We start from the raw sequence: 25,846 nt of genomic DNA, 5'->3' as shown, positions 1-25,846 counted from the left end.
AATCTTCGCTTTACCGCGGCGCGGACGGCGTCCCGGCACGTCCAACACCCGGCAGGCACCACTCCCGGCTAGGCATCGATCACCATGTCAGTCCGCGCGGTGGAGCAGCAAGGCAGGAACTTGCCCGCATCGATTTCCCGTGCACGGATCCCGCCTTGGTGGTTCATCTCCACCTCCCCGGACAGCTTGACCACCTTGCAGGAGCCGCACATGCCCTCCTTGCAGTTCGCGCCGATCCTGACGCCCGCACGCTGGGCCGGACCCAGGATGTGCTCGTCGGGCTCGATGCGCACATTGATGCCGGTGCGCATGAAGGACAGAGTGAGGCTTCCCGTTCCCACCGTGTCGAAGCTCGACGCATCGGGCGGCGCGGCTTCCGCTCCCGCAGCCGAACCGCCGTCGGAGGCTTCGGACGCGTCCGGGTCGACGGTTTCCAGCGGCAACCCCGTGGCCTTCAGCGTTCCCTCGGCGTCGTAGCCGGGTTCGTAGAGCCCGAATGCGGCGGGCTGGCTCTCGTAGTAGTCCTCGGCGGAATCGGCGATCTCCTCGGCGATTTCTTCGGCAATATCCACAGCCAGCGCGAGTTCTGCCTGGTATTCAAGAAGGGTCTGACGATCTCCGGAGAAGAACTCCATGTAAATGGAGGTGTCGTCGACGCCGACCTTCCCCAGGAGCTCGGTAGCGGTATTCAAGTAACCCTCGGGGCCGCAGGCATAAACCTGGCGGCCGTTGGCATCGGGGGCCACCTCGTCCAGCATGGCTGCCGTCAGTCTTCCGCTGAGCCCTTCCCACCCCTCGGGTTTGTTGCGGTCGCCCAGCGAGTAGAAGACTTTGACTCGCGAGTCCACGGATTCGATGTAAGCCAGCTCCTGATGGAAGGCAAAGCCTCCGGCCTCTGCGCCGTGGTAGAGCACCACAACATCGGCCTGTCCGGGCAGGGAGTGGATGGTCCGCACCATGGACATGATGGGGGTGATGCCTGCGCCGGCGGCAAGCAGGAGATACCGCGCCCGCCGGTCGGCATCCGGCAAGTGGAATGCGCCGACCGGTCCGAGCATCTCCAGCACAGTGCCTGGTTTGACATTCTCGTGCACCCAAGGCGACACCAGTCCGGTGGCATCGCGTTTGACGCTGATGTTGAACGTCCAAGGCTCAGTCGGGGAACTGGACAGCGAATAACTGCGGTCCACCGGGTCCTGGTCCTCGCCGTTCACTGGAAAAGCGATGTTCACGTACTGGCCCGCACGGAACGCCAGGGGCGCACCGTCGCAGCGGCGGAACACGAAGGTCATGAGGCCGCCCGCCTCGGGAACCGTCTCCACACATTCGGCCATGAACTCCTGCGGATGCCAGGGACCCAGTGCACGGGCAGCACGGGCGGGTGCCTCGGTACTGCCCATGACCCTGTTCCACGGCATCTCGAGGCCGCGAATACGCTGCGGCTCCTGGATTGCCGTCTCAGTGAGTACTTCGATCATGCCAAGTGCTCCTGCACGCGCTGTACGTACCAGTTGATGAACGCCTCTACCTGGTACTCGCTCTTCATGTACGGTCCGGGCTCGTAGGCGGGGCTGCCGGCGCCCGTCTGGCACAGCTCCACGAACGCCTTGTCCTGCAGGTTTGTCTGCTTCCAGGTGTAGGTGAGTTTGTCCAGATCGTAGTCAACGCCTTCCACTGCGTCGTCAGCTACCAGCCAGGTGGTGCGTACCAAGGTCTGGTGTTCGTTGACGGGGAAGACGCCGAACGTGATGACGTGGTCGCTCTGGAAGTGGAACCAGCTGTTGGGCTGCAGGTGCATTGAGCAGCGGCCAAGGCGGAAGTCCGGCAAGTCGCCCAGCAGCTTCTTGGAGAGCCTGCGCCCGTCGGCCGAGAAGGATTCGCCCTCTCCGTCCAGCGATTCACGTGAGATTCGAATTCCGGCGATGCGAGTGTCGAGCTCCTCGACCACCTCGTAGGGAAGTCCATAGCGGCGGCAACGCTCCTCGAGCGATGACTGGGCCTCCTTGTTGCGGTCCCATACTTCTTCGAGGTGGGCCGGGATCAGGCCCTCCGTCAGTCCCCAGGTGGGAAAGAGGGAACAGGCCAGCTCGGGGTGTCCGTCGCAGTGGTAGCACTCACGGTTGTTCTCCATGACGAGCTTCCAGTTGCCTTCCTCGATGATGTTCTGCTGGTAGGCGACTTTCGTCTTCGACAGATCATGGGGCGCGAGGTATGGCTCGAAGATCTTGGAGGTTTCGTCGAAGTCGCTTGGCGGCTCGTTCGCAATGCAGACGAAGATGAGTCCGGCGACCACGCGGCTGTGGGCCCGCTTGAGGCCGAAGCAGCCCTTGTCGAACTTCGTCTCCCCCGGAGCCGAAGCATGGATCAGGTTCCCCTCCGGAGAGTACGTCCACGAGTGGTAGCCGCAGACCAGGTTTCCTGTGGACCCGGTGGGTTCGGTCAGGACGCGGGCGCCGCGGTGGCGGCACACGTTGTGCAGGACGTTCACGCCGCCGTCGTCGTTGCGCAGCACGATCAGGGAGTAGGGCCCGTAGTCGACGGTGATGTAGTCTCCCGGCTCCGGGAGCTCGGCGACGCTTCCGGCAAAAATCCAGTGCTCGCCAAAAATGGCTTCCATGTCGATCTTGAAAATCGTCGCGTCCGTGTAGAAGGGGGCATCGAGGGAATAGCCCGTGCGCCGGAATTCGAACAACCCCGCGATTTCCGCCAGCTGCTCAGCAGGCAATGATGAAGCGAGTTTTCCGCGTGATTTGAGGGGCAAGTTCACTGGAGCAGTCATGGGTTTCCTCCCGGGAGGCTGGGTGAGTGTGCATTTTGTGGGGACCGCAGGTGCATCATCGCGACCTGCGTTGTCGAAGTCTTCGTAGTACGAGATTAGGGATCATTGATCCGCAACAAAAGCGCAAGATTTGGAAGATATCCGTGCACAATAGGTGCATGATCGATGCGAGACTCATCACACTTCGAGTGTTTGCCCGGTGCGGGACCATTGGCGCGACCGCGGAGCTCACAGGGTATTCCCCGTCAGCCGTCTCCGCGCAATTGCGCGAGCTCCAGCGCGTGCTGGGAATGCAGCTGCTGACCAAGGACGGCCGGGGGGTGCGGCTGACGGCCACAGGCCGCTTTCTCGTGGAAGGCTCGGACACCCTTATTGCGGAATGGGAAAGCCTCCGAGCCGCAGCCATGGAGGCCGGCGACCAGGTTCAGTCCCGCCTTGGCCTCGGCGGATTCTCGACGGCGGCCGCCCAGCTGCTCGCGCCGCTGGCCGCAACGCTGCGCTCAACACACCCCCTGCTGGAAGTCCAGGTACTTGAGGCCAACCCGGCCCGCTGCTTCGACTTGTTGGTTGCCGAGCGAATCGACCTCGCGGTCATCGTCGCCATGCAGTCAGACACCTACGGTGAGGACGATCCGCGCTTCGAGCAGACCGTTCTTCTCGACGATCCGCTGGATGTGATCATTCCCGCCAACCATGCTTTGGCATCGCGGGAAACGGTGACACTCGAAGAGCTGGCGTCGGAACCGTGGATCACGGAGGCCGCAGGATCCACCTACCACTCGCTGTTCACCGCGGCGTTCACAGCAGTCGGGGTGACACCGCGGATTGCCCACGAGGCCGTCGAGTGGGAAACCCAAATCGCTTTTGTGGGTGCCGGGCTGGGCGTGGGCTTGCTGCCGCGGCTGGCGCCCCTGCATAGCGCCGAAAACGTGGTCCGACTCCGTATTACCGGCAAAGGGAAGCCCGCGCGCCGAATTGTCGCTGCGGTGCGCAGGGGCAGCATTGCGTCGCCCCTTATCCAGGAGTCCCTCGGCATCCTGCAAAGCAGCGCCCATCGAATCCTCACCGCCCGTCCCGAAGACGACCTGTGAAGTCCGCATCCTCGACGCGGCGCGGCCGGTGGTCCCAGCACCGATGACGGTCAGCGCCCGCCGGGCGGGCACATCCTTACCAGCCGCGTTCTGCGAGGCGGTGGGGCTGGGGGATGTCGTCGACGTTGATGCCGACCATTGCTTCGCCGAGGCCGCGGGAGACCTTGGCTATGACATCGGGATCGTCGTAATAGGCGGTGGCCTTGACGACGGCGGCGGCACGCTCTGCCGGGTTGCCGGACTTGAAGATACCCGAACCGACGAACACGCCGTCGGCGCCGAGCTGCATCATCATCGCAGCATCAGCCGGGGTCGCGATGCCACCGGCGGTGAACAACACCACCGGGAGCTTGCCCGTGGCAGCGATTTCCTTGACCAGCTCATACGGGGCCTGCAGTTCCTTGGCCGCAACATAGAGCTCGTCCTCCGGGAGGGCGGCGAGCTTGGCGATCTCGGCACGGATCTGGCGCATGTGCCCGGTGGCGTTGGAAACATCCCCGGTACCGGCTTCACCCTTGGACCGGATCATCGCCGCGCCCTCGTTGATGCGGCGCAAAGCCTCACCCAGGTTGGTGGCACCACAGACGAACGGGACGGTGAAGTTCCACTTATCGATGTGGTTGATGTAGTCGGCCGGGGTCAGGACCTCGGACTCGTCGATGTAGTCAACACCGAGGGACTGCAGGACCTGGGCTTCGACGAAATGCCCGATGCGGGCCTTGGCCATCACCGGGATGGACACGGCGGAGATGATCGCATCGATCATGTCCGGATCTGACATGCGGGACACGCCGCCCTGGGCGCGGATATCGGCCGGGACACGCTCGAGCGCCATGACGGCTACGGCACCGGCGTCCTCGGCGATGCGGGCCTGCTCGACGTTAACGACGTCCATGATGACGCCGCCCTTGAGCATCTCAGCCATGCCCCGCTTAACGCGGCTGCTGCCCGTTAGCGGGATGTGTTCGAAAAGGAGGGGTCTTGTAGGCACGTGATACTCCAAGGGCTGAAGGCTGTGATTGCTTCTCTGGCGCCCGGATCCACCGGCCGGGCAGTTAACGGCCATTTGTGATATCCGAGTGATATATTAGCTGGAAGGTTCAGTATGCAATCACCGGCGCGTGGAGTCAACAACGCCAAACGGCATCAAAAACCTAGGCCGCAAAGAGCGCCTGGCGCACTGCGTGCTCGAAGCCACTGACGTGGACGCGAGCAAGGTCGGCAGCCTTTTCTTCATCTCCGTCAATGACGGCCCTCAGAAGGTCCAAGTGCTCACGGACGTGGTGCTCAAGATCGGGCAGCCGATCCAGGACCATGCACCAGATGCGCGTTGCCAGATTGTCGTAGCGAATCAGCACATCCTCAAGGTGCGGGTTGGCGGCCGCCGCGTAGATTCCCTGGTGAACGCTGGCGTCCAGCCGCAAAGTTTCGACCACTGATGCGGCGCTGACATCAAATTCCTCCACTGCGCGCATCACTTCGCGCAGATGTTCCCTGGTTGCCGCAGAAGCAACCCGCGCTGCACGGGCGGCTGCCAGGGGTTCCAGCTGGGCCCGAATCTCGGAAATGAAGGCCAGGTCCGTGACTTCAACGCGGGTGGCAAACGTACCCCGCCTCGGATAAGTGATCACCAGCCGGTCCAGCTCAAGCCTCTTCAGAGCTTCCCGCACTGGTGTGCGTCCGATCTCGAGATCCTTGGCCAGCTGGTCATCATTCAGCAAGTCACCGGGCTTGATCTCAAGCATCAGCAGTCGGTCGCGAAGGCGCTCATAGGCAACGTCTGCCAGGGACTTCTTTATGGCATCGCCAGGGATTGCCAGAGTTCCAAAAGCCACAGCGTCAGCCCTTTCTTCAAAACCGAAAAATCTATTGACCTGCCCGAGTCACCAGTATACGCTGATTCTCAATCCTAATATATCAGTTCAGGACTCAGGAATATATCTTAAGGAGGCGACATGACCCTCATGGCGACAGATTCACCCGTAAGCACCCAGCCGAAGCAGGAAATGCTCAACGAAGAGCAGGCACAGAAATTCGTACTCACATTGTCGTGCGTCGAACGCGCCGGGATCGTTCAAGCAGTCACCACCTTCCTCTTCGAGCGCGGGTTCAATATCGAAGAGCACCAACAGTTCGACGACGGCCTCCGCCAGACGCTGCACCTGCGGACCGCTTTCTCCGGCCCGCTGTCCTACTCCCCTGAGCGGCTCGAAGAGGAGTTCAGCGCGATTGCTGACCGCTTCGAGATGAAGTTCAGCTTCCACGACCAAACCAAGAAGCGGGTCCTGGTGATGGTCTCCAAGTTCGGGCACTGCCTGAACGATCTCATCTTCCGCTGGCGGGGCGGCAGCCTTGGCGGGGACCTCGTAGCGGTTGCCTCCAACCACGAAACCCACCGCGCCATGGCCGAGGCAGCGGGACTGCCCTTCGTCTACATTCCCGTCACCCCGGATACCAAGTCAGACGCCGAGCAGCGGCTGCTGGACCTGGTGGAGGAATACAACGTGGACCTCGTAGTGCTGGCCCGGTACATGCAGGTCCTCTCCAATGACCTGTGCCGCGCCCTCGAAGGACGCGCCATCAACATCCACCACTCATTCCTTCCCGGCTTCAAGGGCGCACGCCCCTATCACCAGGCTTACGACCGCGGAGTAAAGCTCGTCGGCGCCACCGCCCACTACGTGACCGCGGACCTGGACGAGGGACCGATCATCGAGCAGGAAGTCATTCGCGTCGACCACAGCTATGGGCCCACCACTCTCTCGACAATTGGCCAGGATGCCGAAGCCCTGGCGTTGTCCCGGGCTGTCAGGTGGCACTGCGAACACCGCGTACTCCTGGACCAGACCAGCACAGTCGTTTTCCGCTAGACCCACCACAAAAGCCCTCAGCCTAAATCACAAGCTTCAGCAGGAGAATTTCATGGCATCGACGCCCCGCATTGTCATCATCGGCGCCGGAATTGTCGGCACCAACCTCGCCGACGAACTGGTCACCCGTGGTTGGAACAACATCACGGTCCTGGACCAAGGACCCCTGAACATGCCCGGCGGCTCCACGTCCCACGCGCCGGGACTGGTTTTTCAGACGAACCCCTCAAAGTCCATGGCACTGTTCGCCAAGTACACCGTGGAGAAGCTGCTGTCTCTCACGGAGGACGGTCAAAGCTGCTTCAACCAGGTGGGCGGTCTGGAAGTCGCCACCACGGAAACCCGGCTGGCTGACCTGAAACGCAAGCTCGGCTACGCCCAGTCGTGGGGCATCGACGGCAAGATCCTCTCCCGCGAAGAGTGCAAGGAGCTCTACCCCCTCATCAATGAGGAGGACATCCTCGGTGGCCTCCACGTCCCCACCGACGGCCTGGCTCTGGCTGCCCGCGCGGTACAGCTGCTCATCAAGCGCACCGAAGCCGCCGGGGTCAAGTACATCGGCAACACCGAGGTCACCGGAATTGAACAGTCCAACCGCCGGGTCACCGGCGTCGAGACCGCTGACGGCGTGATCCCAGCGGACATCGTGGTTTCCTGCGCCGGCTTCTGGGGTGCCAAAGTGGGCGAACTGATCGGAATGTCCGTCCCGCTCCTGCCGCTGGCCCACCAGTACGTCAAGACCACTCCAGTCCCCGCGCAGAAGGGCAAAAATGAACTGCCCAACGGCGCGCAACTGCCCATCCTGCGCCACCAGGACCAGGACCTCTACTACCGCGAACACGGCGAGCGCTACGGCATTGGTTCCTACGCGCACCGCCCCATGCCCGTGGATCTTGATGAGCTGGGCAGCTACGAGCCCAGCAGCATCAGCGAACACAACATGCCTTCCCGCCTGGACTTCACCCTGGAAGACTTCCTCCCTGCGTGGGAGGCCACAAAGCAGATCCTGCCGGCCCTGCGGGAAAGTGAAATCGAGGATGGCTTCAACGGCATCTTCTCCTTCACCCCGGACGGTGGCTCACTGGTGGGCGAGTCCAAGGAAGTGGACGGCTTCTTCGTAGCCGAGGCCGTGTGGGTCACCCACTCCGCCGGCATTGCCCGCGCCGTTGCCGAGCTGCTGACCACGGGCAAGTCCCAGATCGATCTTGGTGACTGCGACATCCACCGCTTCGAAGAGGTCCAGCTGACCCCCGAGTACGTCAGCGAGACGTCCCAGCAGAACTTCGTGGAAATCTACGATGTGATGCACCCGCTCCAGCCCAAGCTTTCTCCCCGCAACCTTCGCGTGAGCCCCTTCCATGCCCGCCAGAAGCAGTTGGGCGGTTACTTCCTGGAGGGCGCCGGATGGGAGCGCCCGTACTGGTTCGAAGCCAATGCTGAACTCCTCAAGGAGATGCCGGACGACTGGCAGCCGCCGGCCCGTGACGCTTGGTCCGGAATGTTCAGCTCGCCCATCGCCGCAGCCGAGGCCTGGAAGACCCGCACCGCGGTTGCCATGTACGACATGACGCCGCTCAAGCGCCTCGAGGTTTCAGGCCCCGGCGCGCTGAAGCTGCTGCAGGAACTGACCACCGGAGACCTGGCCAAGAAGCCCGGCGCCGTGACCTACACCCTGGTCCTGGACGAAGCCGGCGGTGTCCAAAGCGACATCACCGTGGCCCGCCTCAGCGAAGACACGTTCCAACTGGGTGCCAACGGCAACATCGACACCGCCTACTTCGAGCGGGCAGCACGCCACCAGACAGAGAACGGAACCACCAGCGACTGGGTCCAGGTCCGCGACACCACCGGCGGCACGTGCTGCATCGGCTTGTGGGGTCCCCTGGCCCGTGACCTCATCAGCACGGTCAGCAACGACGATTTCACCAATGACGGCCTGAAGTACTTCCGCGCCAAGAAGGTCACCATCGGTGGGGTCACCGTCACCGCCATGCGGCTTTCCTACGTGGGCGAACTCGGCTGGGAGCTCTACACCAGCGCCGACAACGGGCAGCGCCTCTGGGATGCCCTGTGGAAGGCCGGCCAGCCGTTCGGCGTCATCGCCGCCGGCCGTGCCGCCTTCAGCTCACTGCGACTGGAGAAGGGCTACCGCTCCTGGGGCACCGACATGACAACGGAGCACGATCCTTACGAGGCAGGCCTCGGATTCGCCGTGAAGATGACCAAGGAGAACTTCGTCGGCAAGGCGGCCCTGGAAGGCCGCAGCGAGGACAGCTCCGCCCGCCGCCTGCGCTGCTTGACAGTCGACGACGGCAGGAGCCTGGTGCTGGGCAAGGAACCGGTGTTCTACAAGGACCAGGCGGTGGGTTACGTCACCAGCGCCGCCTACGGCTACTCGGTCCGGAAGCCGATCGCCTACGCCTACCTGCCCGCCGCAGTGTCGCTCGGCGACTCAGTGGAAATCGAGTACTTCGGCCGACGCATCCAAGCGACCGTCACTGAGGACCCGCTGTACGACCCCACCATGAGCCGGCTCCGCGGCTAGGACGCACCGCAACCATCAAGGGCATGCGGCCCGGACCCTTTCCCCTCGCAACCGAGCGGGCCCGGGCCGCTGCTTTCCCCTCTTCAGCCAGGACTGCACATGATCAGCTCAGAAACCATCAATGACTACCTCTCCCGGCTTGCGTCACGTCAGCCGACTCCCGGTGGCGGTGCAGCTGCGGCACTGCATGCAGCACAGGGTGCTGCCTTGGTTGCCATGGTGGCCAGGTACACCACCGGCGCGAAATATGAGGAGCACGCCGCACTCGTCAACAGGATCACCAGCGCGGCCGACCACCTGATCGTCGAGGCATTGCGCCTTGCCGATGCCGATGAACACGCCTTCCAATCTGTCATTGACTCCTACAAACTCCCCTCAGACACAGATGACCTCAAAGCCGCACGCACAGCAGCCATCCAGGAGGCCCTGATCCAGGCCGCCCATACCCCTGCCCAGCTCATCAAGGTTGCCGGTGAGGTGGTGGATCTCGCCGCTGAAATCATTGACGTGGCCAATCCCAACGTCATCAGCGACGTCGCTGCGGCAGCAGATGCAGCCCGCGCAGCGGCGACCACGGCCAGGGTCAACATCGACATCAACGTGGTGGCCATCAACGACACCGACGCCCGCTCGCGTTTGGCGGAACAGACGGACGGGCTCGAGGACAAAGTAGTCCTGGCAGCCGATTCCCTGGTGAAGCGCGTCCGCGAAAGGATCCTCGCATGACCTCTGTACTTTCCGGCAAGGGCCTCGCCGCCCTGATCCAGCAGCAGGCCGCCGAGGGAAAGCGACTCCTCGACGATGAAGGCCTCCGTCCTGTGCTGGCCGTTGTTGTCGCAACCGACGACGAGTCCACGCACTGGTATGTCCGTTCCATCGAGCGCGCAGCCGAACGCGCGGGGATCGGATGCAGGATCGTCGATCTCGGCCACGACGCCACTGAACACGTACTGGCCACCGTCCTGGAGGACCTCAGCGCGGAGCCCTCCGTCCACGGCATCATCCTCCAGACTCCCCTGCCGGCCGCAGTTGCGGCTGACCGGTTGGTGGGCCTCATCGCTCCGGAAAAGGACGTCGACGGCGCCAACCCCCTCAGCCTTGGCCGCTTGGCTGTCGGCCAGCCCGCTTTCGCACCCGCTACTGCGCGGGCCGTCGTTGACCTGCTGGACCACTTCCAGGTCCCGGTCGCTGGACGGAGCGTGGCCGTCGTCGGGCGTTCCGCAGTGGTGGGCAAGCCGCTGTCCTTACTGCTCCTCGGAAAGGACGCGACCGTCACTGTCTGCCATTCCAAGTCGGGCGAGCTGGAGCGCTATACACGGCCCGCCGACGTCGTGATTGTTGCCGCTGGTCGGACCGGACTGCTGAAGGGCAGCCACCTCTCGCCGGAGACGGTAGTGATCGACGTCGGCACGAACGTCCTGCCCGACGGTTCCCTGGTGGGTGACGTTGACGAAGCCAGTGTCACCGGCGTCGCGGCCGGCCTGAGTCCGGTTCCAGGCGGCGTCGGGTCAGTGACCACCGCGCTTTTGCTGCTGCACACCGTCGAAGCCGCCCGGCAGCAGTCCCGCAGCGGCTTGCTGGCTGCTTCCACTTCACGGATCTGAAGGGTTTCCCATGGCATCCAAAGCCCCCCGCGAGAACATTGACGAGTCAAAGCTCACCGTCACCAAACCCAAGACCAAGGCCGTGGGCATCCCCGCTGTTGCCAACGCCTTGAAAATTTCGCTGGAACAGATGGGACCGCTGCGCAGTGTCCAGACCCTGCTGGCAGTGAACCAGCTCGATGGCTTCGACTGCATGGGTTGCGCCTGGCCCGAGCACGAAAAGCGCAACGCGGCGGAGTTCTGCGAGAACGGCGCCAAAGCAGTGGCCGAGGAAGCCACCCGTCGCCGCGTCACGCCCGAATTCTTTGCCCGGCACTCCATTGCAGAGCTCAAGACCCGGGATGACTTCTGGCTGGGCCAGCAGGGCAGGCTCACTCACCCGATGGTCCTGGAGGAAGGCGCAACGCACTACAAACCCATCGACTGGGACGACGCCTATGACCTCATGGCCGAGGAACTGCGGGGCATGGAACACCCTGATGAAGCGGTCTTCTACACCTCCGGCCGGACCTCAAACGAAGCGGCGTTCGTGTACCAGCTTCTGGTGCGGGGAATTGGCACCAACAATCTCCCGGACTGCTCCAACATGTGCCATGAGTCCTCCGGCTCCGCGCTGGTGGAAACCATCGGCATCGGCAAGGGTTCCGTCAGCCTGACCGACTTGGAAACGGCTTCGCTGATTTTCGTCGCAGGACAGAACCCCGGTACCAACCACCCCCGCATGCTCAGTGCCTTGGAGAAGGCGAAGAAGAACGGCGCGATCATCGTGTCCGTCAACCCCCTTCCCGAAGCCGGGCTCCTGCACTTTGAAAACCCACAGCATGTAGCCGGGATGATTCAAGGAACCCAACTCACGGACGACTTCCTGCAGATCCGGGCCGGCGGCGATCAGGCCCTGTTCCAAGGCCTGGGCAAGTACCTCCTTGAGGCCGAAGCTGATGGCCGCAAGACCCCGGGCATGGACACGGTCCTGGACCACCACTTCATCAGCAGCCACACCGTGGGCATTGATGACTATCTCCGCTACCTGGAGAAAGTGGAATGGGATGACATTGTGGAGGCAACGGGCCTGACCCTGGAGCAGATTCATTCGACAGGGGAACGACTGCTCGCCTCCAGCGCCACCATCGTGTGCTGGGCCATGGGACTGACCCAGCACAAGCATTCCGTCCCTACCCTGCGCGACGTCGTCAACGTCCTGCTGCTCCAAGGAAACATCGGCAAGCCCGGTGCCGGTGTTTGTCCGGTCCGCGGCCACTCGAACGTCCAGGGCGACCGCACCATGGGCATTTTCGAGAAGATGCCTTCAATGTTCCATGACCGGCTGGACCAGGAATTCGAGTTCCGCTCTCCCCGGGAACACGGCTATGACACCGTGGCCGCCATTCGCGCCATGCGGGACGGGCAAGTCCGTTTCTTCATGGGGATGGGCGGCAACTTTGTCCGGGCCGCACCGGACTCCGAAGTCACCGAGCAAGCATTGGCCAACACGGGCCTGAGCGTGCAGATTTCCACGAAGCTCAATCACTCGCATCTGTCCACGGGGCGGCGGGCGCTGATCCTGCCAACCCTCGGACGCACTGAGAAGGACACGCAACTTACGGGCGACCAAAGGGTCACTGTGGAGGACTCCATGAGCGCCGTCCACGCATCACGGGGACGACTCAAACCAGCAAGCGAGCACCTCCACTCGGAAGTGGCCATCGTGTGCAATCTCGCGCACAGGCTGTTTGCGGATGGCAACGCCCGCCTTCCCAACACGCCCCGGGCGTCCTGGCTCTCCCTGCGGGATGACTACTCCTTGATCCGGAAGCACATCGAAGCAGTCTTTGATGGCTTTGAGGACTTCGAGGCGCGGATCCAACATCCGGGCGGCTTCGTGCTGCCCCACCCGCCACGCGATGCCAGGAAGTTCGACACCGCCTCCGGGAAAGCACACTTTACGGGCAATGAGCTGGAGTTCATCAAGATCCCACCTGGCCGTCTGGTCCTCCAAACCCTGCGCTCCCATGACCAGTACAACACCACTATCTACGGCAAGGACGATCGATACCGCGGCATCCACGGCGGCCGACGCGTAGTGCTCGTCAACGCCCAGGACATCAGCGACCTCGGCTTTGCCGACGGTGACATGGTCCACCTGATCTCCGAGTTCCAAGGAACAGACAGGCGGGCCGAGAACTTCCGCATCGTGTCGTATTCGACGCCGAGGGGTTGCGCGGCTGCGTACTACCCCGAAACCAACGTCTTGGTGCCCTTGGACTCGGTAGCGGACACCAGCGGCACCCCGACGTCCAAATCAGTCATCGTCCGGCTGGAAAGGGCCTAGATCCACACAGAGTTGTCCGTTTGTCCGTTTTGTTCATTTGTTCAGTGGTCCGTGAATGGTGCTTCGGTGGCCTGAAACCTGGGGAGGTATTCCTCATCGAAGCACCGCTTTCGGAACATTGCGCAGCACATTTCAGCAACAGCCACAGATAAGGGAGAGAACCATGTCAGGAAACAGAGCAGTCGCCTACAAGGAACCCGGTGTCGTCGAAATCATCGACACTGACTACCCAACGTTTGAGCTCAAGGACGGACCAGGCGTCAACCCGGCGAACGTCGGCAGGAAGGTTCCGCACGGCGCGATCCTCCGGACTGTGACCACCAACATTTGCGGTTCGGACCAGCACATGGTCCGCGGCCGCACCACAGCTCCCCAGGACCTGGTGCTCGGCCACGAAATCACCGGCGAAGTGGTGGAGGTGGGGCCCGACGTCGAGTTCATCAAGGTGGGCGACATCGTGTCGGTGCCTTTCAACATCTCCTGTGGCCGCTGCCGGAACTGCAAGGAGCAGAAGACCGGCATCTGCCTCAACGTCAACCCTGACCGCCCCGGCAGCGCCTACGGGTATGTGGACATGGGAGGCTGGGTCGGCGGACAAGCAGAGTACGTGCTGGTCCCCTACGCCGACTGGAACCTGCTCCGGTTCCCGGACCGCGACCAAGCCCTGGAAAAGATCCTGGACCTGACCATGCTCTCGGACATTTTCCCCACTGGCTTCCATGGCGCCGTTACCGCCGGCGTTGGCGTGGGCTCCACCGTGTACGTTGCGGGCGCCGGACCGGTGGGCCTTGCTGCCGCCGTGGGCGCACAGTTGCTTGGCGCCGCCGTCGTCATCGTTGGCGACATGAACGAAGACCGGCTGGCACAGGCGCGCTCGTTCGGCTGCGAAACCGTCAATGTGTCCAACGGCGACCCCAAGCTGCAGATTGAACAGCTCCTCGGAGTGCCTGAAGTGGACTGCGGCGTGGATGCCGTGGGCTTCGAAGCCCGCGGCCATGGGAAGGACGCTTCGCACGAGGCTCCGGCCACGGTCCTGAACTCCCTCATGGACATCACGGCCGCAGGCGGTTCCCTTGGCATCCCCGGCCTGTACGTCACCGGCGACCCGGGCGGAATCGATGAGGCAGCCAAACACGGTTCCCTCAGCCTCTCCCTGGGCACCGGCTGGGCCAAGTCCTTGTCCTTCACCACCGGTCAATGCCCGGTCATGAAGTACAACCGCCAGCTAATGATGGCCATCCTCCACAACAAGGTACAGATCGCCAAGGCAGTCAACGCCAAAGCCATCCCGCTCGAGGACGCTCCGCGCGGCTACGCCGAGTTCGATGCGGGAGCGGCAACAAAGTTCGTGCTGAACCCCAACGGCTACGTGAAGGCTTAGCACGCAACAAGCAGATGCCGGGGACTGCGCGGCAAGAATTACGGGAAGGCCGTGCAGTCCCCGGCATCTGCGCCACACCAGCAGCACGTCAGGAAGCGGACATCCATGCTTGCACCAGAACGCGTCGCCAACGCACCTGCTCCCCCGGTCCCGGACGAGCCAAGGCACGCCACCACTTGGGCCGAGGCCCGGCAGTTGGCCTACGACTGCGCCCGTCCGCTTCCGCCGCTGAACGTTCCCCTCGCGGATGCGATCGGGGGCACGCTGACTGCTGACGTCCTGGCGTCCTGGCCTCTTCCGCACTATGCGTCGTCAGCGATGGACGGCTGGGCCATCAACGGCAGCGGTCCGTGGAAGATGACGACGGCGGGGCTGCCGCTGTCGCCCGGCGAAGCAAACGTTATTGCCACGGGAGGATTGATTCCGGCGGGAGCGGTCGCCGTCCTCCGCAAGGAAAGCGGGCTGGTCTCCAGAGGAACTGGCGACCTTCCCCAGCTGACGCTCACGCCTGACGCGAAGCCCGGCGAAACACTCCCTGGGCGGCACATCCGCCCCGCCGGAGAGGAAGCATCCGCCGGCGACGTGCTCATACCGGCCGGAACGGTCCTCAATCCTGCCCACATCGCCCTCGCTGCCGTCGCGGGCCACGACGAACTGCAGGTACAACGCAAGCCTGTTGTCGCCGTCGTACTTACCGGGTCGGAGGTGGTGACCTCTGGCGAGCCGGAGCCGGGACAGGTCCGCGACGCGTTCGGCCCGCAGCTGGATGCCGTGATCTCGTACTTGGGCGGGGAGTCCGGTGGCCAGCGCAGGATCGGCGATTCATACGACGAGTGGCTGGGGGCCTTGATGCGTGCCAACCACGGCCATCGCCCCGACGTGACGATTACCACCGGCGGGACGGGGAAATCGGGGACGGACCACTTCCGCGACGCGGTCGCGGCCCTTGGTGGCCGGCTCCTCGTGGACGGGATTGCCATGCGGCCCGGTCATCCTGCCGTGTTGGCGGAACTTCCCGATGGCCGTTTCATCATCGGGCTCCCGGGAAATCCGCTGGCCGCCATGATGGCACTGACCACCCTTGGCGAACCTCTGTTGGCCGCCTTGGGAGCCCGGCCCCTCCGAAGATCCAGCCTCATGACGTCCGGGGCCGACATCGATCCGGCCCCAGGGCGGACACGCCTCATACCCTGCACGTTCGTCCATGAACTCGCATTTCCCGCCGCCCACACGGGTCCAGGGATGATGCGCGGGCTCGCCGGGGCACACGGCTACATGGCCGTTCCCCCTGAGGGTGCAGCAGCCGGCGCGCCAGTTCCCGTCCTGCCGCTGCCTTGGACCGCATATTCACCGCTTCCAGCTGGACGTGCTGCCATCGGCGCGTAAATCGCGCGAGTCCCCCTGTGTGAAAGAGTCCGTGCAAAACTCCGTCTAGGATGAGGCAAGACGAAGGTGCAGGCCGGGCAGGGCTATCAGCCCCGGGCCGCCTGCCTGGACAACGGACACGAGGCACCATGGCCGCACACAACAATCCGGACATCGACAAGGATGCCGACGCCCAAGGCGGAGGCGTCCAGTCAGTGGACCGTGCACTCCAAATCCTGGAAATCCTGGCCCGCGAAGGCGATGCCGGCGTGAGCGAAATCGCCGAGGAGATGGGCGTCCACAAATCCACCGTGTCCCGGCTGGTTGGCTCGTTGGTGAACCGTGAACTGGTCCGGCAGAACAGTGAACGCGGAAAGTACCAGCTTGGCTTTGGGATCCTCCGCCTCGCCTCCTCCATTCCCGGCAGGCTCAGTGTTGTGCATGAGGCCCGGGAAGTCCTTGAGGCGCTGGCGGCCGAATACAAGGAAACCGTGAATCTGGCCGTGCTGCGGTCAAACTATGCAGTCAACGTGGACCAGGCGATGGGACCTTCAACGCTGGCCACCTACGACTGGGTGGGCAGCCTGACTCCGCTCCATGCCACGTCCAGCGGCAAGGTACTCCTTGCTGCACTGACCGCCGATGAAAGAAGCCAGGTCCTGAAGGCGGTGGGCTTGCCCGCGAGAACGCCACGCACCGTGACAAACCGCGGCGAGCTCGAAAAACAGCTGCTGGATGTAGCCCGCAACGGGTACGCCACAGTCCACGAAGAGTTCGAAATCGGACTCACGGCCGTCGCCGTGCCCATCTTCAACCACACGGGAAGCGTCATTGCTGCCGTGAGTATCTCCGGCCCCGCGTTCCGCTTCTCCCCCGAGGACCAGGCTGGGCTGATCGACGGCCTCCGCGAGGCCGGACTCACCATCAGCGCGCGAATGGGCTACAGGCACCGGTAGACCGGGCCCCGAAGAACGGGCACCGCTGCAATATTGACGCCGCCCGACGTAATATTCCGGGCGGCTGGACTTGGCGCGCCGCCCATTGGCGTGCCTCCACGGTCGACGGCGCACCCCCTTGGCACGGTCTAGATAACGCCTCCTGCGCAACAGTCGTCACTATGTGCAACATGAGTGGCCCACTCCACCGCAGTGTCAAGGTGTCAGCAAACATGCAAAAAGTCCTTGACTTTGGGTGTGACGGGGGCCACGCTGTTGCTTAGCGCGAATGTTGTTGATTCATGCGGAACGCTCTCCAGGATCTATGAGCACAGCGCCCAACCAGCCCATCTCAGAGCCACAAGAGGTGCACCATGCATAAGGCCTGCCCCCTCAATGAACTCTCCCCCGGGGAGCCGCGACACCGCACCGCCACGGATTTCGAGCCGACGGAAGCCCCCCGACCTTCCACCCGGACTCACACTCCAGGGCCATGTACAAACACAAACCCATGACTCGCCGAGCAAAGGACCCGCTCATGGCTATAAACAGCGACACGAAACCTCTGACACCCGAGGAGTTACCTGCCGAAGACCGTCTGGCGGATACTCCGGCATCAGCCCACCCCGTCCACGCGGAGATCACTGAAGAAAGCATCAGTGTCTCCCCCGATGAAACCAACCTGGCAGCCCTCAACGTTGAGGACGGAGGCGCAGAGCCCCTTCCCGATTCTGAAGAATACGCAGAGATCATGGAAGAGTTGCGCCACGCCAAGACCGAGCAGGCCGTTTCGGCCCGCCGAAACCGCAAACTTACCCTCGACAAAGTCACCTTCGGGATCACGGGCGCCATCGCCGTCGCCTTCGTGATCTGGGGCTTCGTCGGACGGGACAGCCTTTCCGAAACCTCCAAGGGCGCCCTGAACTGGGTCATGGAGTACACCGGCTGGCTGTTCATGGTCCTGGCCTCACTGTTCGTCGTCTTCGTCCTCTGGCTTGCCCTCGGCAAGTTCGGCAACATCCCGCTGGGCAAGGATGGCGAGAAGCCGGAATTCCGGACCATCTCCTGGGTAGCTATGATGTTCGCCGCCGGCATGGGCATCGGGCTGATGTTCTACGGTGTGGCCGAACCGTTGTACCACTACATCTCTCCCCCGCCAGGGACCGTGGACGGTCGCACCCCTGCTGCCATCCAGACAGCCATGGCCACTTCGATCTTCCACTGGACCTTGCACCCTTGGGCCATGTACGCAGTGGTCGGCATTGCCATGGCCTACGGCACCTACCGCCTGGGCCGCAAGCAACTGGTCTCCGCCGCTTTCACGTCGCTGTTCGGCATCAGAATGGTGGAAGGTCCGCTGGGGAAGTTCATCAACATCCTGGCCATCTTCGCCACTCTCTTCGGGACAGCCGCTTCCCTGGGCCTGGGCGCCCTCCAGATCGGCAGCGGCATGACGTCCAACGGCTGGTTCGGTGAAATCGGCACGCCGGTGCTGGTGGTCATCGTGGCCGTCCTTACCTTCTGCTTCGTCGCTTCAGCGGTCTCCGGCATCAGCCGAGGCATCCAGTGGCTGTCCAACATCAATATGGTCCTGGCCGTAGTACTGGCCCTCATCGTGTTCGTGGCCGGGCCTACCCTGTTCATCCTTAACCTGATCCCTGCCGCCGTGGGCGACTACGCCAGGGACCTTGCTGAAATGTCGTCCCGCACCGAAGCAGTGGGAGACGACGCCCTCCGCAGCTGGATGACCAGTTGGACCATCTTCTATTGGGCCTGGTGGATTTCCTGGACGCCCTTCGTCGGCATGTTCATTGCGCGCATCAGCCGGGGCCGAACCATTCGCCAATTCGTCACCGGTGTTCTGCTGGTGCCAAGCATCGTCAGCGTCATCTGGTTCGGTATCTTCGGCGGTGCTGCGTTCCACGTCCAGCAAGAAGCGGACAAAGCCGGCACACCCGGTCTTGTGACCATGGTCAACGGCGCCCCCTCGATTAACTTCGATGGTGCACTCTTCGATTTGATCAAGAACCTGGGCATGCCCGGCTGGCTTACGGCCGCCGTCATAGTGCTGGCCATGGTCCTTGTGGCGATCTTCTTCGTCACCGGCGCCGACGCGGCGTCCATCGTCATGGGATCGCTGAGCTCCAACGGCGCCGAGCACCCGCGCCGGGGAGTAGTGATCTTCTGGGGAACCCTCACCGGCGCAGTTGCAGCCGTCATGCTCCTTGCAGGCGGCGACGAACCATCCGAAGCGTTGTCCGGGCTGCAACGAGTCACTATTGTGGCGGCGCTACCGTTCATCCTGGTCATGTTGTTGCTCTGTTTCGCATTGGTCAAGGACCTCCGCCGGGATCCCCTGCAATTGCACAAGCGCTTGGCCACCTCAGTTGTGGACCGAGCCATTCGCACAGGAGTTGAACAACATCGCGGGGTTCAGTTCGACCTCGTGACAAGGCACGACTGCGCCGAACAGTGTCCAGACTCCGACTGTCCCGGAGGCACGCCTACCGGAAGCATCCCTTTAACAAAGACAGATAGCCCTGGCTCAGACACAAAGTAGTACCCGGCGGCGGCATGTCTGGTGATCCTTGTCCTGGACATGCCGTTGCTGCAACCACCCCTGCCAAACTCCTAAGGTCCTCTCCCATGACAAAAACACAGCACCAGGAAACCAGCCTCCGCATCGGAACGAGCGGGTCTGCTGAGTCCGTTTCGCTGACCCTTGATGCCGGCAACCCCGTTACGGTCCGGCTCGAACTTAGCGGCGGTTGCCCCTGCGGCGGAACACACGACCGTTCCGGCTCCTACGTCACCAGCGATCTGGGTGCCCGCTAGCGGTTCATCGCGATAAGCAGAGGAGACGTCGGCTCACGACGTCTCCTCTGCTTTTGCCCCTCAATCGTGTCCTTGCAGCCGTGAGTGGCTCACTCGCCACCGTTGTGTACCGGCCTGGCGTTCGCTGGGGGTTCTCCGACCTCATCAATGGTGTGGCCGCTGCAGGCCGCTTTGGTTACTGTGGCCTGCGCGATGCGAGACACGGTGAACCATCGCATTGCGTCGCGCATTCGGCACCATCCAATGAGATACCACTGGCCGTTGGTGGAAGCGAACAGCACGGGCTCGACGTCGCGGGTAGTCGTGGTCTCGTCCCTCGACGTGTAGCGAATACGGACTACCCGCTGCTCGGCCATCGCCTCCTCCAGCGCCGACTTGATTGCGCGCGAGGACGAGGGAAGCGCGTTGACCCAGACGCGGTGGGCCAGCTTGTCGGCTCGGGCGCGGGTTTTGGGGTCGAGGACGTCCATGATCTTCCGGACACCTGCTGCTGCCAGATCGGCGTAGGGGGCATCAGGTGCGGCGGACACTGCTGCCATGAGCGCCACGGCCTGCGCCGGGGAGAGGCTGACAGGTGGCAGGGACGCGCCGACAGCAAGTCCGTAGCCACCGCCCGGACCTGGGCGCGACCATAGAGGCGCACCGCTGTTCTCCAGAGCATCGAGGTCTCTCTTGATGGTGCGCACGGACACCTCGAACTCTCTCGCCAACCGTTCGGCGGAGACTCCCCGCGCACCGCTGCGCCGCAACATCTCTGATAGAGCATGGAGCCGTTCTGCTCGCTTCACTGCTCAGACCCTGGCAAATTCATGACATAAATAGTGACATACCAATGTCCAAAGGGCCTGCGAGAGTTGTGACATGACAACCGCTATGAGCAGTCCGACCATCATTCTCATCCCCGGCCATTGGCTGGGGGCTTGGGCCTGGGATGAAGTTCTTGAACATCTGACTACTTACCACCCTCGTGCCGTCGCAATGACGCTGCCCGGTCTCGACGCGCGCGACCCTGAGCGTGCGACCAGAACCCTCGATGCCCAGGCGGAAGCAATCCTTGGCGTCATTGCTCAACACGGTAATCAGCCCGCAATTCTTGTCGCCCACAGCGGGGCCAACGCTCCCGTCAGCCTGGTCATGGACCGATACCCTGAGCTCGTCCACCGGGTAGTGTGGGTCGACTCCGGCCCGGTAGCGACAGGAAGTGTCTTCGCCCCGGACCTCCCCGAGGAGTTGGAGGAGCTCCCGCTGCCGCCCTTCGACGTCCTCGCACAGCAGGCGAGCCTCGAAGGCCTGAGCGCGGAGGTCCTTGAGCAGTTTCGGACCCAAGCCGTCCCTGAGCCCGGCCCCGTGCTTCGTCAGTCCGTTGAGCTCACCAACGAGGACCGCCGCAAGGTCCGGACTACCCTGGTCTGTTGCTCAATCCCTAGTGCGCAGGTGCTGGAGCTGGCCCAAACCGGTCATCCCATGTTCACCGAAGTGGCGAACCTTGAACACCTCAGCGTCATTGACCTCCCGACGGGCCATTGGCCTATGTGGAGCAGTCCCGGCGACCTCGCCAAGGCCATTCAGTCAGAGGCTTCTCGAACCGACTGAACTGCCCGCACCGCGTTGAATCACTCTTCGTTTGCGTCTCCGCGAGGGGCCTGAGCAAGAAGCGAGGGACTATTCGGCCACAGTCCTGATGAGTACCTGACCAATGATCTCGGCCCGGTATCGGACCTCAGTGCAGGTAATCGTCTCGCCGGATTCGGAGATTGCCCGCTGCTTGGCCCTAAGCAGCGGACTTCCTTCGGGTACGTCCAGGGCCGTCCCCGTGTCCTTGTCGGCTAGCACTGCGTCGAGAATTGCTTCATGCTTGACTACCCGGACGCCGGCCTGGCGGATGAACGTAGTGATGTCCATGCTCAGGTCGGAGAGCCTGTGGGGATCAACGGTGTTTCCTGCAATCTGGAGCGGAAGGAAATCCTCAATCAGCACGGCAGGGATGCCGTCGATGGCAATGCACCTGCCCACGCGCCACAAGTCTCCCGAGAATCCTGATTCCCGCTTGATCCAGGCAGGGGCCGGCGCCTGGGACACAGAGAATGCTGCCAGACCAGGCTTCCGTCCGGTCCTGGCGATTTCGTCGGGTAGGGATCCAACGGTATTGATGTCGACGTAAATCGAACGGAAAACTGGTTCGTCCTCAGCCGCAGGCGGCTCCGCTATGTATGTTCCCGCACCCCAGCGCCGAACAACGGCTCCTTCATGCCAGAGTCTGTTCAGAGCCTCTCGCACCGTGACCCGACTGACTCCGATCCGCGTTGCCAGTTCCGCTTCGCTTGGCAGCCGGTCTCCCGGTTCACCTGTGGCGATCAGCTTGCGTAAGTGATCGAGGGCTATTTGGGCGCGGCTGAGCGTTGAAGGCATACGGTACATTATTGCGCTGCCCATTGGTCACCACGCGCCAATCTGAAAGAGCTGCCGGGGCGAGTTGGGGTAAGAATCGGTCGCGGACAATTCTGAAAGCCGCTCCAGCAACCCGGCTCGCACGTCCGGCCATTCCTTCTCGTAGGCAAGATTCCTTTGCTCATGAGGGTCCATTTGAAGGTCGAAGAGTTGCTCGCCGCCACCGTCGAGATGCCGAGTGAACCGGTACCGGTTGGTGCGGACGGTCCTTGCCCAGCTTTTCGGGCTGGCCTCCACGTGGTTATTGTTCGATTGAATGAAGACTTCGAGTCGCCAGTCCGCTGGGGTATTCCCTTTCATGATCGGCAAGAGAGACCTTCCGTGCAGCATTGGCATGGTCTCGTCATTTCCTTGCCGACGGCATGGAAGAGATGGCGCCGGAATACCGGCCCAGTCATAGATTGTTGCGGCTATGTCCGAATGTTCAACCAATTCATCGACCTCGCGTGACCTGGCATCCGGCGCCGAGATGATGAGCGGCACGCGGATGCAGGCATCGTAGTGACGCTCCCACTTTCCCAGGAGCCCATGATCGTGGAGCATCTCGCCATGGTCTGAGGTAAAGATGAACAGGGTGTCCTTGTCGCGTCCGGCCTCTTTAAGGACCTCGCGGACCCTTCCAAGTTCATGGTCCAGGTGAGCGAGATCCGCGAAGTACAACTGTCGCTGGCGCTTCCAGTCAGCGGTATCGTAGCTCGCTTTCGCATAGCGTTCCTGGCGGTAGTAAGGGATCGGGTCCTGCTGCCATTCCGCACCGATCGGGGACGGGATGGCAGCCACATTCACCCGGTCAACAAACTCGGCCGGCGGTGCAAAGGGGTTATGCGGCTGAACATAGCTTATTTGCGCAAACAGATTGCCTTCCGTCGCTTTCAAGAATTCACAGGCCCGGTCCGTGATCCAGGCAGTCTGGGAAACCTCTGCGGGGAAAGGAAGCTCATAAGCTTCCTGGGTGGATTCCGGATACTTACGCTGCGCTTCGAGGATTTCGGCATGAAGATCGACGGCGTCCGGCCCATACGCCTGCATCTCAGGGACCATAGTCATCCATACCGTCGACTTGGCGGCTTCGTAGTGTTGAAGGTGCTTGTTACGAACCCAGTCGAGCCATTCCCCCGCCCGTGTATCTTCCGTGTTGTGCACGACGTCGAATCCATAGGGTCGGTAATCCGGGCGGATCTGCTGAATCTGGGTTTTGAAATGGAGTTTGCCGAAACCCCCAGTCACCCAGTCCGAACGTTGCAGTGCTTGCATGAACGTAGGAACCGCCGGGTCCAGGTCATATCCGCATTCAGGCACCCCATGTGCCGATGCCGACAATCCGGTAGCGATATTGGCACGCGAGGGACTGCAGACCGGGTTGGTGCTGAACGCATTTCTGAATTCAGTGGACTCGTTGAGCAAGGCGTTGAAGTTGGGCAGGTCCACCACCCCGCTTCCTGCGGTCTCGAGCCATTTGGCGCCGAGTTGGTCCACCATGAACAGAACTATGGTGCGTGGTTTCATCGGTGACTGTTCCTCGTCGGGACGGCCGGCGTGTGCGCGTCAGCCTCAGCTTGCTGCTGCCGACGAAGAATCCGGGGCGCTATGAGCGTGCAAATGATCATCAAGACAGCGAGCCCGGCAATGTACAGAGAGACGGGGACGGTGCTTCCAGTGCTTTGGGCCAAGGATGCCGCAAGAAGCGGGGTCAGGCCTCCACCCAGAACCGCGGCGAACTGGAAACCCAGCGAAATGCCGGTGTACCTGACGCGCGCAGGGAAGAGCTCAAAGAATAGTGCGGCCTGGGCGCCATAGGCAACACCGCCGAGTGAACCCACGATTGCCATTGCCGCGAAGATGACAGGTACCGATCCTGTCGATCCTGCGGCAAACATGATGAACGGGGCGGGGATCAGCAGACAGGCACCTATGACATAGGCGCGTGTCCTGGAGAGTTTGTCGGAGAGCCAGCCACCCAGAAGGGTCGACAGAAGGTAAGTAACGGCAGCAATGAGGTTGGCTGTGGTTGCCGTTGCCTGCGAGACGTGAACCGTGTTCACCAGGTAGGAAACGAAGAACACACCCTGTGTAAAGCCAAACGCTGCGACGGCGATGTACATGCCTACGGCTACCAGGACCATCTTGTAGTGGTAGCGCAGAGTTTCCCAAAGTGGAGCTTTGACGACCTTCGCGCTCCTTTCGAGATTCATGAATTCTGGTGATTCATCGATCTTGGAACGGATTATCAGGCCAACAATGACCAGAACGAAGCTAAACAGAAGTGGAATGCGCCAACCCCACTCGAACATCTGTTCAGGTGTGAGCATGGCTGCCAACCCCGTCACCATGGCAGTGGCGAGAATGATGCCCAGTCCGCTCCCGGTTTGGACCGCCGCGCCAAAGATGCCGCGCTTCTTCTCGGGTGCCGTTTCCATCATCAGGGTGATGGCTCCGCCCCACTCGCCTCCTAGGCCGAATCCCTGCACGAAGCGCAGGGCTATAAGGAGGATCGGTGCGAGAATTCCGGCGGTGGCAAGGGTGGGCAGGAATCCCATGAGGGCCGTGGCCAAACCCATCGTCAGGAGGCTCGCTACCAGCACGGGCTTGCGCCCGTACTTGTCTCCGAAGTGACCGAAGACAACACCTCCAAGAGGGCGAGCCAGGAAGCCGACTCCGAAGGTCGCGAAGGCCATGATGGTGCCCAGCACTGGATCCTGGGCCGAAAAGAACAAGCGGCCGAACACGAGGGCCGTCAGGGTTCCGTAGGCGTTGAAATCGTAAAACTCGATCGTATTTCCCACGATCGTGGCCGCAGTGACCTTACGCATCGGTCGTGGCGGGGCCTGAAGGGCAGTGGCTGCAGGTAACACAAGATCTCCTTTGACAAGGGTACCGCTTTTAGAAGTCTAGAGGTCTAGACGTCTATAAGTGTGCGATGACCTGATACGCCTGTCAACAACTTTTTTGTGGAATGGCTCACCACATCCAAGCGGGCCGGTCCGAATCCCCTGTACCCGCGCCTCTGCACTGACTAGGCTGACCAGCAACGGCGTCCGGGAGAGCACCATGACAGCGATCTACACCTTCGACATTTTCTCCAGTCTCGATGGCTTCGGCGCCGCGAGCGGCAACTGGACCGGCTACTGGGGCAAGCAGGGTCCCGAACTACTTGAACACCGACACGCCCAGTACGGCCAGAAGCAGCGAATGGTTTTTGGGGCCAACACGTACCGGGCCTTCGTGGAGATGCTTTCGTCCGGCACCGAGGAGTCCGAAGTCCGTGACCCTTGGGTCACCCGGATGATCAACCTACCGGCAACGGTGGTCTCCACCACGCTGCGCGGACCACTCGACTGGCCGGACGCGACGCTGGTGAGCGGCGACGCCGTCGAGGTCATCGCACTCCTCAAAGAGGAGTCTGACGTGCCTTTGCGCTCACACGGCAGCCTGGCAATGAACCGGGCGCTGATGGCCGCCGGGCTGGTTGACCGCGTCCAGGTAACGATCTTCCCCGTGATCACAGGTCAAACCGGAATGAGCCCGATCTTTCAGGGCGCACAGGACTTCGACCTCGAACTGGTCGAGAACCTGACGCTCGACAATCAAATACAAGAGCTGACCTATAGGCCCGCCCTGCACCACTAAGCCGCCAGCGATGAGTCCGGCCCGGCTGCGCGGCCAA

Annotated in this window: 21 protein-coding genes; 13 read left to right on the top strand and 8 right to left on the bottom strand. The window is 62.4% G+C overall.

From position 1 onward, the window contains the following. Positions 1-68: 68 nt before the first annotated feature. Positions 69-1,478 carry a ferredoxin reductase gene (locus tag ACFRJ9_RS12460; protein WP_377668195.1) on the bottom strand — a complete coding sequence of 470 codons (1,410 nt, stop codon included), beginning with the start codon at positions 1,476-1,478 and terminating at the stop codon, positions 69-71. Next, positions 1,475-2,779 carry an SRPBCC family protein gene (locus ACFRJ9_RS12455; RefSeq protein WP_377668192.1) on the bottom strand — a complete coding sequence of 435 codons (1,305 nt, stop codon included), beginning with the start codon at positions 2,777-2,779 and terminating at the stop codon, positions 1,475-1,477. The genes ACFRJ9_RS12460 and ACFRJ9_RS12455 overlap by 4 nt, the downstream gene beginning before the upstream one ends. Positions 2,780-2,937: 158 nt before the next feature. Between ACFRJ9_RS12455 and ACFRJ9_RS12450 the strand changes: the two genes are divergently transcribed. Then, a complete protein-coding gene (locus tag ACFRJ9_RS12450) occupies positions 2,938-3,870 on the top strand; it encodes a LysR family transcriptional regulator (RefSeq protein ID WP_377668189.1) in 933 nt (310 codons plus the stop codon). A gap of 76 nt (positions 3,871-3,946) precedes the next feature. Here ACFRJ9_RS12450 and pdxS read toward each other — a convergent pair whose 3' ends face one another. After that, the gene (pdxS, locus tag ACFRJ9_RS12445; protein WP_377668187.1) at positions 3,947-4,861 is read right to left on the bottom strand and encodes a pyridoxal 5'-phosphate synthase lyase subunit PdxS; all 915 of its coding nucleotides are present in this window, start codon (positions 4,859-4,861) and stop codon (positions 3,947-3,949) included. A gap of 163 nt (positions 4,862-5,024) precedes the next feature. Beyond that, positions 5,025-5,705 carry a GntR family transcriptional regulator gene (locus ACFRJ9_RS12440; protein WP_377668184.1) on the bottom strand — a complete coding sequence of 227 codons (681 nt, stop codon included), beginning with the start codon at positions 5,703-5,705 and terminating at the stop codon, positions 5,025-5,027. 120 nt (positions 5,706-5,825) lie between these two features. Between ACFRJ9_RS12440 and purU the strand changes: the two genes are divergently transcribed. The 10 genes from purU (at position 5,826) to ACFRJ9_RS12390 (ending at position 19,734) form a co-directional block, all read left to right on the top strand. Beyond that, the gene (gene purU, locus ACFRJ9_RS12435) at positions 5,826-6,740 is read left to right on the top strand and encodes a formyltetrahydrofolate deformylase (RefSeq protein WP_377668181.1); all 915 of its coding nucleotides are present in this window, start codon (positions 5,826-5,828) and stop codon (positions 6,738-6,740) included. A 52-nt stretch (positions 6,741-6,792) separates the two neighbouring features. Continuing rightward, positions 6,793-9,285, top strand: a complete 2,493-nt coding sequence (locus ACFRJ9_RS12430; RefSeq protein WP_377668178.1) for an FAD-dependent oxidoreductase — start codon at positions 6,793-6,795, stop codon at positions 9,283-9,285. A 99-nt stretch (positions 9,286-9,384) separates the two neighbouring features. Further along, entirely contained in the window at positions 9,385-10,011 is a 627-nt protein-coding gene (locus ACFRJ9_RS12425) for a cyclodeaminase/cyclohydrolase family protein (RefSeq protein ID WP_377668175.1), read from the top strand. Further along, positions 10,008-10,889 carry a bifunctional 5,10-methylenetetrahydrofolate dehydrogenase/5,10-methenyltetrahydrofolate cyclohydrolase gene (locus ACFRJ9_RS12420; protein ID WP_377668172.1) on the top strand — a complete coding sequence of 294 codons (882 nt, stop codon included), beginning with the start codon at positions 10,008-10,010 and terminating at the stop codon, positions 10,887-10,889. Before ACFRJ9_RS12425 ends, ACFRJ9_RS12420 begins: the two co-directional genes overlap by 4 nt. A gap of 10 nt (positions 10,890-10,899) precedes the next feature. After that, a complete protein-coding gene (locus tag ACFRJ9_RS12415) occupies positions 10,900-13,218 on the top strand; it encodes an FdhF/YdeP family oxidoreductase (RefSeq protein WP_377668169.1) in 2,319 nt (772 codons plus the stop codon). 163 nt (positions 13,219-13,381) lie between these two features. Next, positions 13,382-14,599: a formaldehyde dehydrogenase, glutathione-independent gene (gene fdhA, locus ACFRJ9_RS12410; RefSeq protein WP_377668166.1), complete on the top strand. Its 1,218-nt coding sequence runs from the start codon at positions 13,382-13,384 to the stop codon at positions 14,597-14,599. A 105-nt stretch (positions 14,600-14,704) separates the two neighbouring features. Continuing rightward, entirely contained in the window at positions 14,705-15,985 is a 1,281-nt protein-coding gene (locus ACFRJ9_RS12405) for a molybdopterin molybdotransferase MoeA (RefSeq protein WP_377668163.1), read from the top strand. Positions 15,986-16,113: 128 nt separating this feature from the next. Further along, positions 16,114-16,920 carry an IclR family transcriptional regulator gene (locus ACFRJ9_RS12400; RefSeq protein WP_377668160.1) on the top strand — a complete coding sequence of 269 codons (807 nt, stop codon included), beginning with the start codon at positions 16,114-16,116 and terminating at the stop codon, positions 16,918-16,920. 517 nt (positions 16,921-17,437) lie between these two features. After that, a complete protein-coding gene (locus tag ACFRJ9_RS12395) occupies positions 17,438-19,459 on the top strand; it encodes a BCCT family transporter (RefSeq protein WP_377668157.1) in 2,022 nt (673 codons plus the stop codon). Positions 19,460-19,545: 86 nt separating this feature from the next. Beyond that, the gene (locus tag ACFRJ9_RS12390) at positions 19,546-19,734 is read left to right on the top strand and encodes a hypothetical protein (RefSeq protein ID WP_377668154.1); all 189 of its coding nucleotides are present in this window, start codon (positions 19,546-19,548) and stop codon (positions 19,732-19,734) included. An 89-nt stretch (positions 19,735-19,823) separates the two neighbouring features. Here ACFRJ9_RS12390 and ACFRJ9_RS12385 read toward each other — a convergent pair whose 3' ends face one another. Continuing rightward, positions 19,824-20,522, bottom strand: a complete 699-nt coding sequence (locus ACFRJ9_RS12385; RefSeq protein WP_377668151.1) for a helix-turn-helix transcriptional regulator — start codon at positions 20,520-20,522, stop codon at positions 19,824-19,826. 73 nt (positions 20,523-20,595) lie between these two features. Here ACFRJ9_RS12385 and ACFRJ9_RS12380 point away from each other — a divergent pair, with 73 nt between their 5' ends. Beyond that, on the top strand, positions 20,596-21,327 hold the full coding sequence (locus ACFRJ9_RS12380; protein WP_377668148.1) for an alpha/beta fold hydrolase: 732 nt from the start codon (positions 20,596-20,598) through the stop codon (positions 21,325-21,327). A 69-nt stretch (positions 21,328-21,396) separates the two neighbouring features. Here the strand turns inward: ACFRJ9_RS12380 and ACFRJ9_RS12375 are convergent, their stop codons facing one another. Genes ACFRJ9_RS12375 through ACFRJ9_RS12365 form a run of 3 tightly spaced genes read right to left on the bottom strand, consistent with a single transcriptional unit; the run spans position 21,397 to position 24,992 of the window. Next, positions 21,397-22,143 carry a GntR family transcriptional regulator gene (locus tag ACFRJ9_RS12375; RefSeq protein WP_377668145.1) on the bottom strand — a complete coding sequence of 249 codons (747 nt, stop codon included), beginning with the start codon at positions 22,141-22,143 and terminating at the stop codon, positions 21,397-21,399. Between the two features lie 27 nt (positions 22,144-22,170). Then, positions 22,171-23,688, bottom strand: a complete 1,518-nt coding sequence (locus ACFRJ9_RS12370; RefSeq protein WP_377668142.1) for a sulfatase — start codon at positions 23,686-23,688, stop codon at positions 22,171-22,173. Beyond that, positions 23,685-24,992, bottom strand: coding sequence for an MFS transporter (locus ACFRJ9_RS12365; protein ID WP_377668139.1), 1,308 nt, complete (start codon positions 24,990-24,992; stop codon positions 23,685-23,687). Before ACFRJ9_RS12365 ends, ACFRJ9_RS12370 begins: the two co-directional genes overlap by 4 nt. 238 nt (positions 24,993-25,230) lie before the next feature. Between ACFRJ9_RS12365 and ACFRJ9_RS12360 the strand changes: the two genes are divergently transcribed. After that, positions 25,231-25,809 carry a dihydrofolate reductase family protein gene (locus tag ACFRJ9_RS12360; protein ID WP_377668136.1) on the top strand — a complete coding sequence of 193 codons (579 nt, stop codon included), beginning with the start codon at positions 25,231-25,233 and terminating at the stop codon, positions 25,807-25,809. Positions 25,810-25,846 lie beyond the last annotated feature (37 nt).

This window comes from Paenarthrobacter sp. NPDC056912, from assembly GCF_042786555.1.
Taxonomy (GTDB): Bacteria; Actinomycetota; Actinomycetes; order Actinomycetales; family Micrococcaceae; genus Arthrobacter.
Note: the sequence above shows the minus strand (reverse complement) of the source record. Positions and strands in the feature narration are given on the sequence as shown.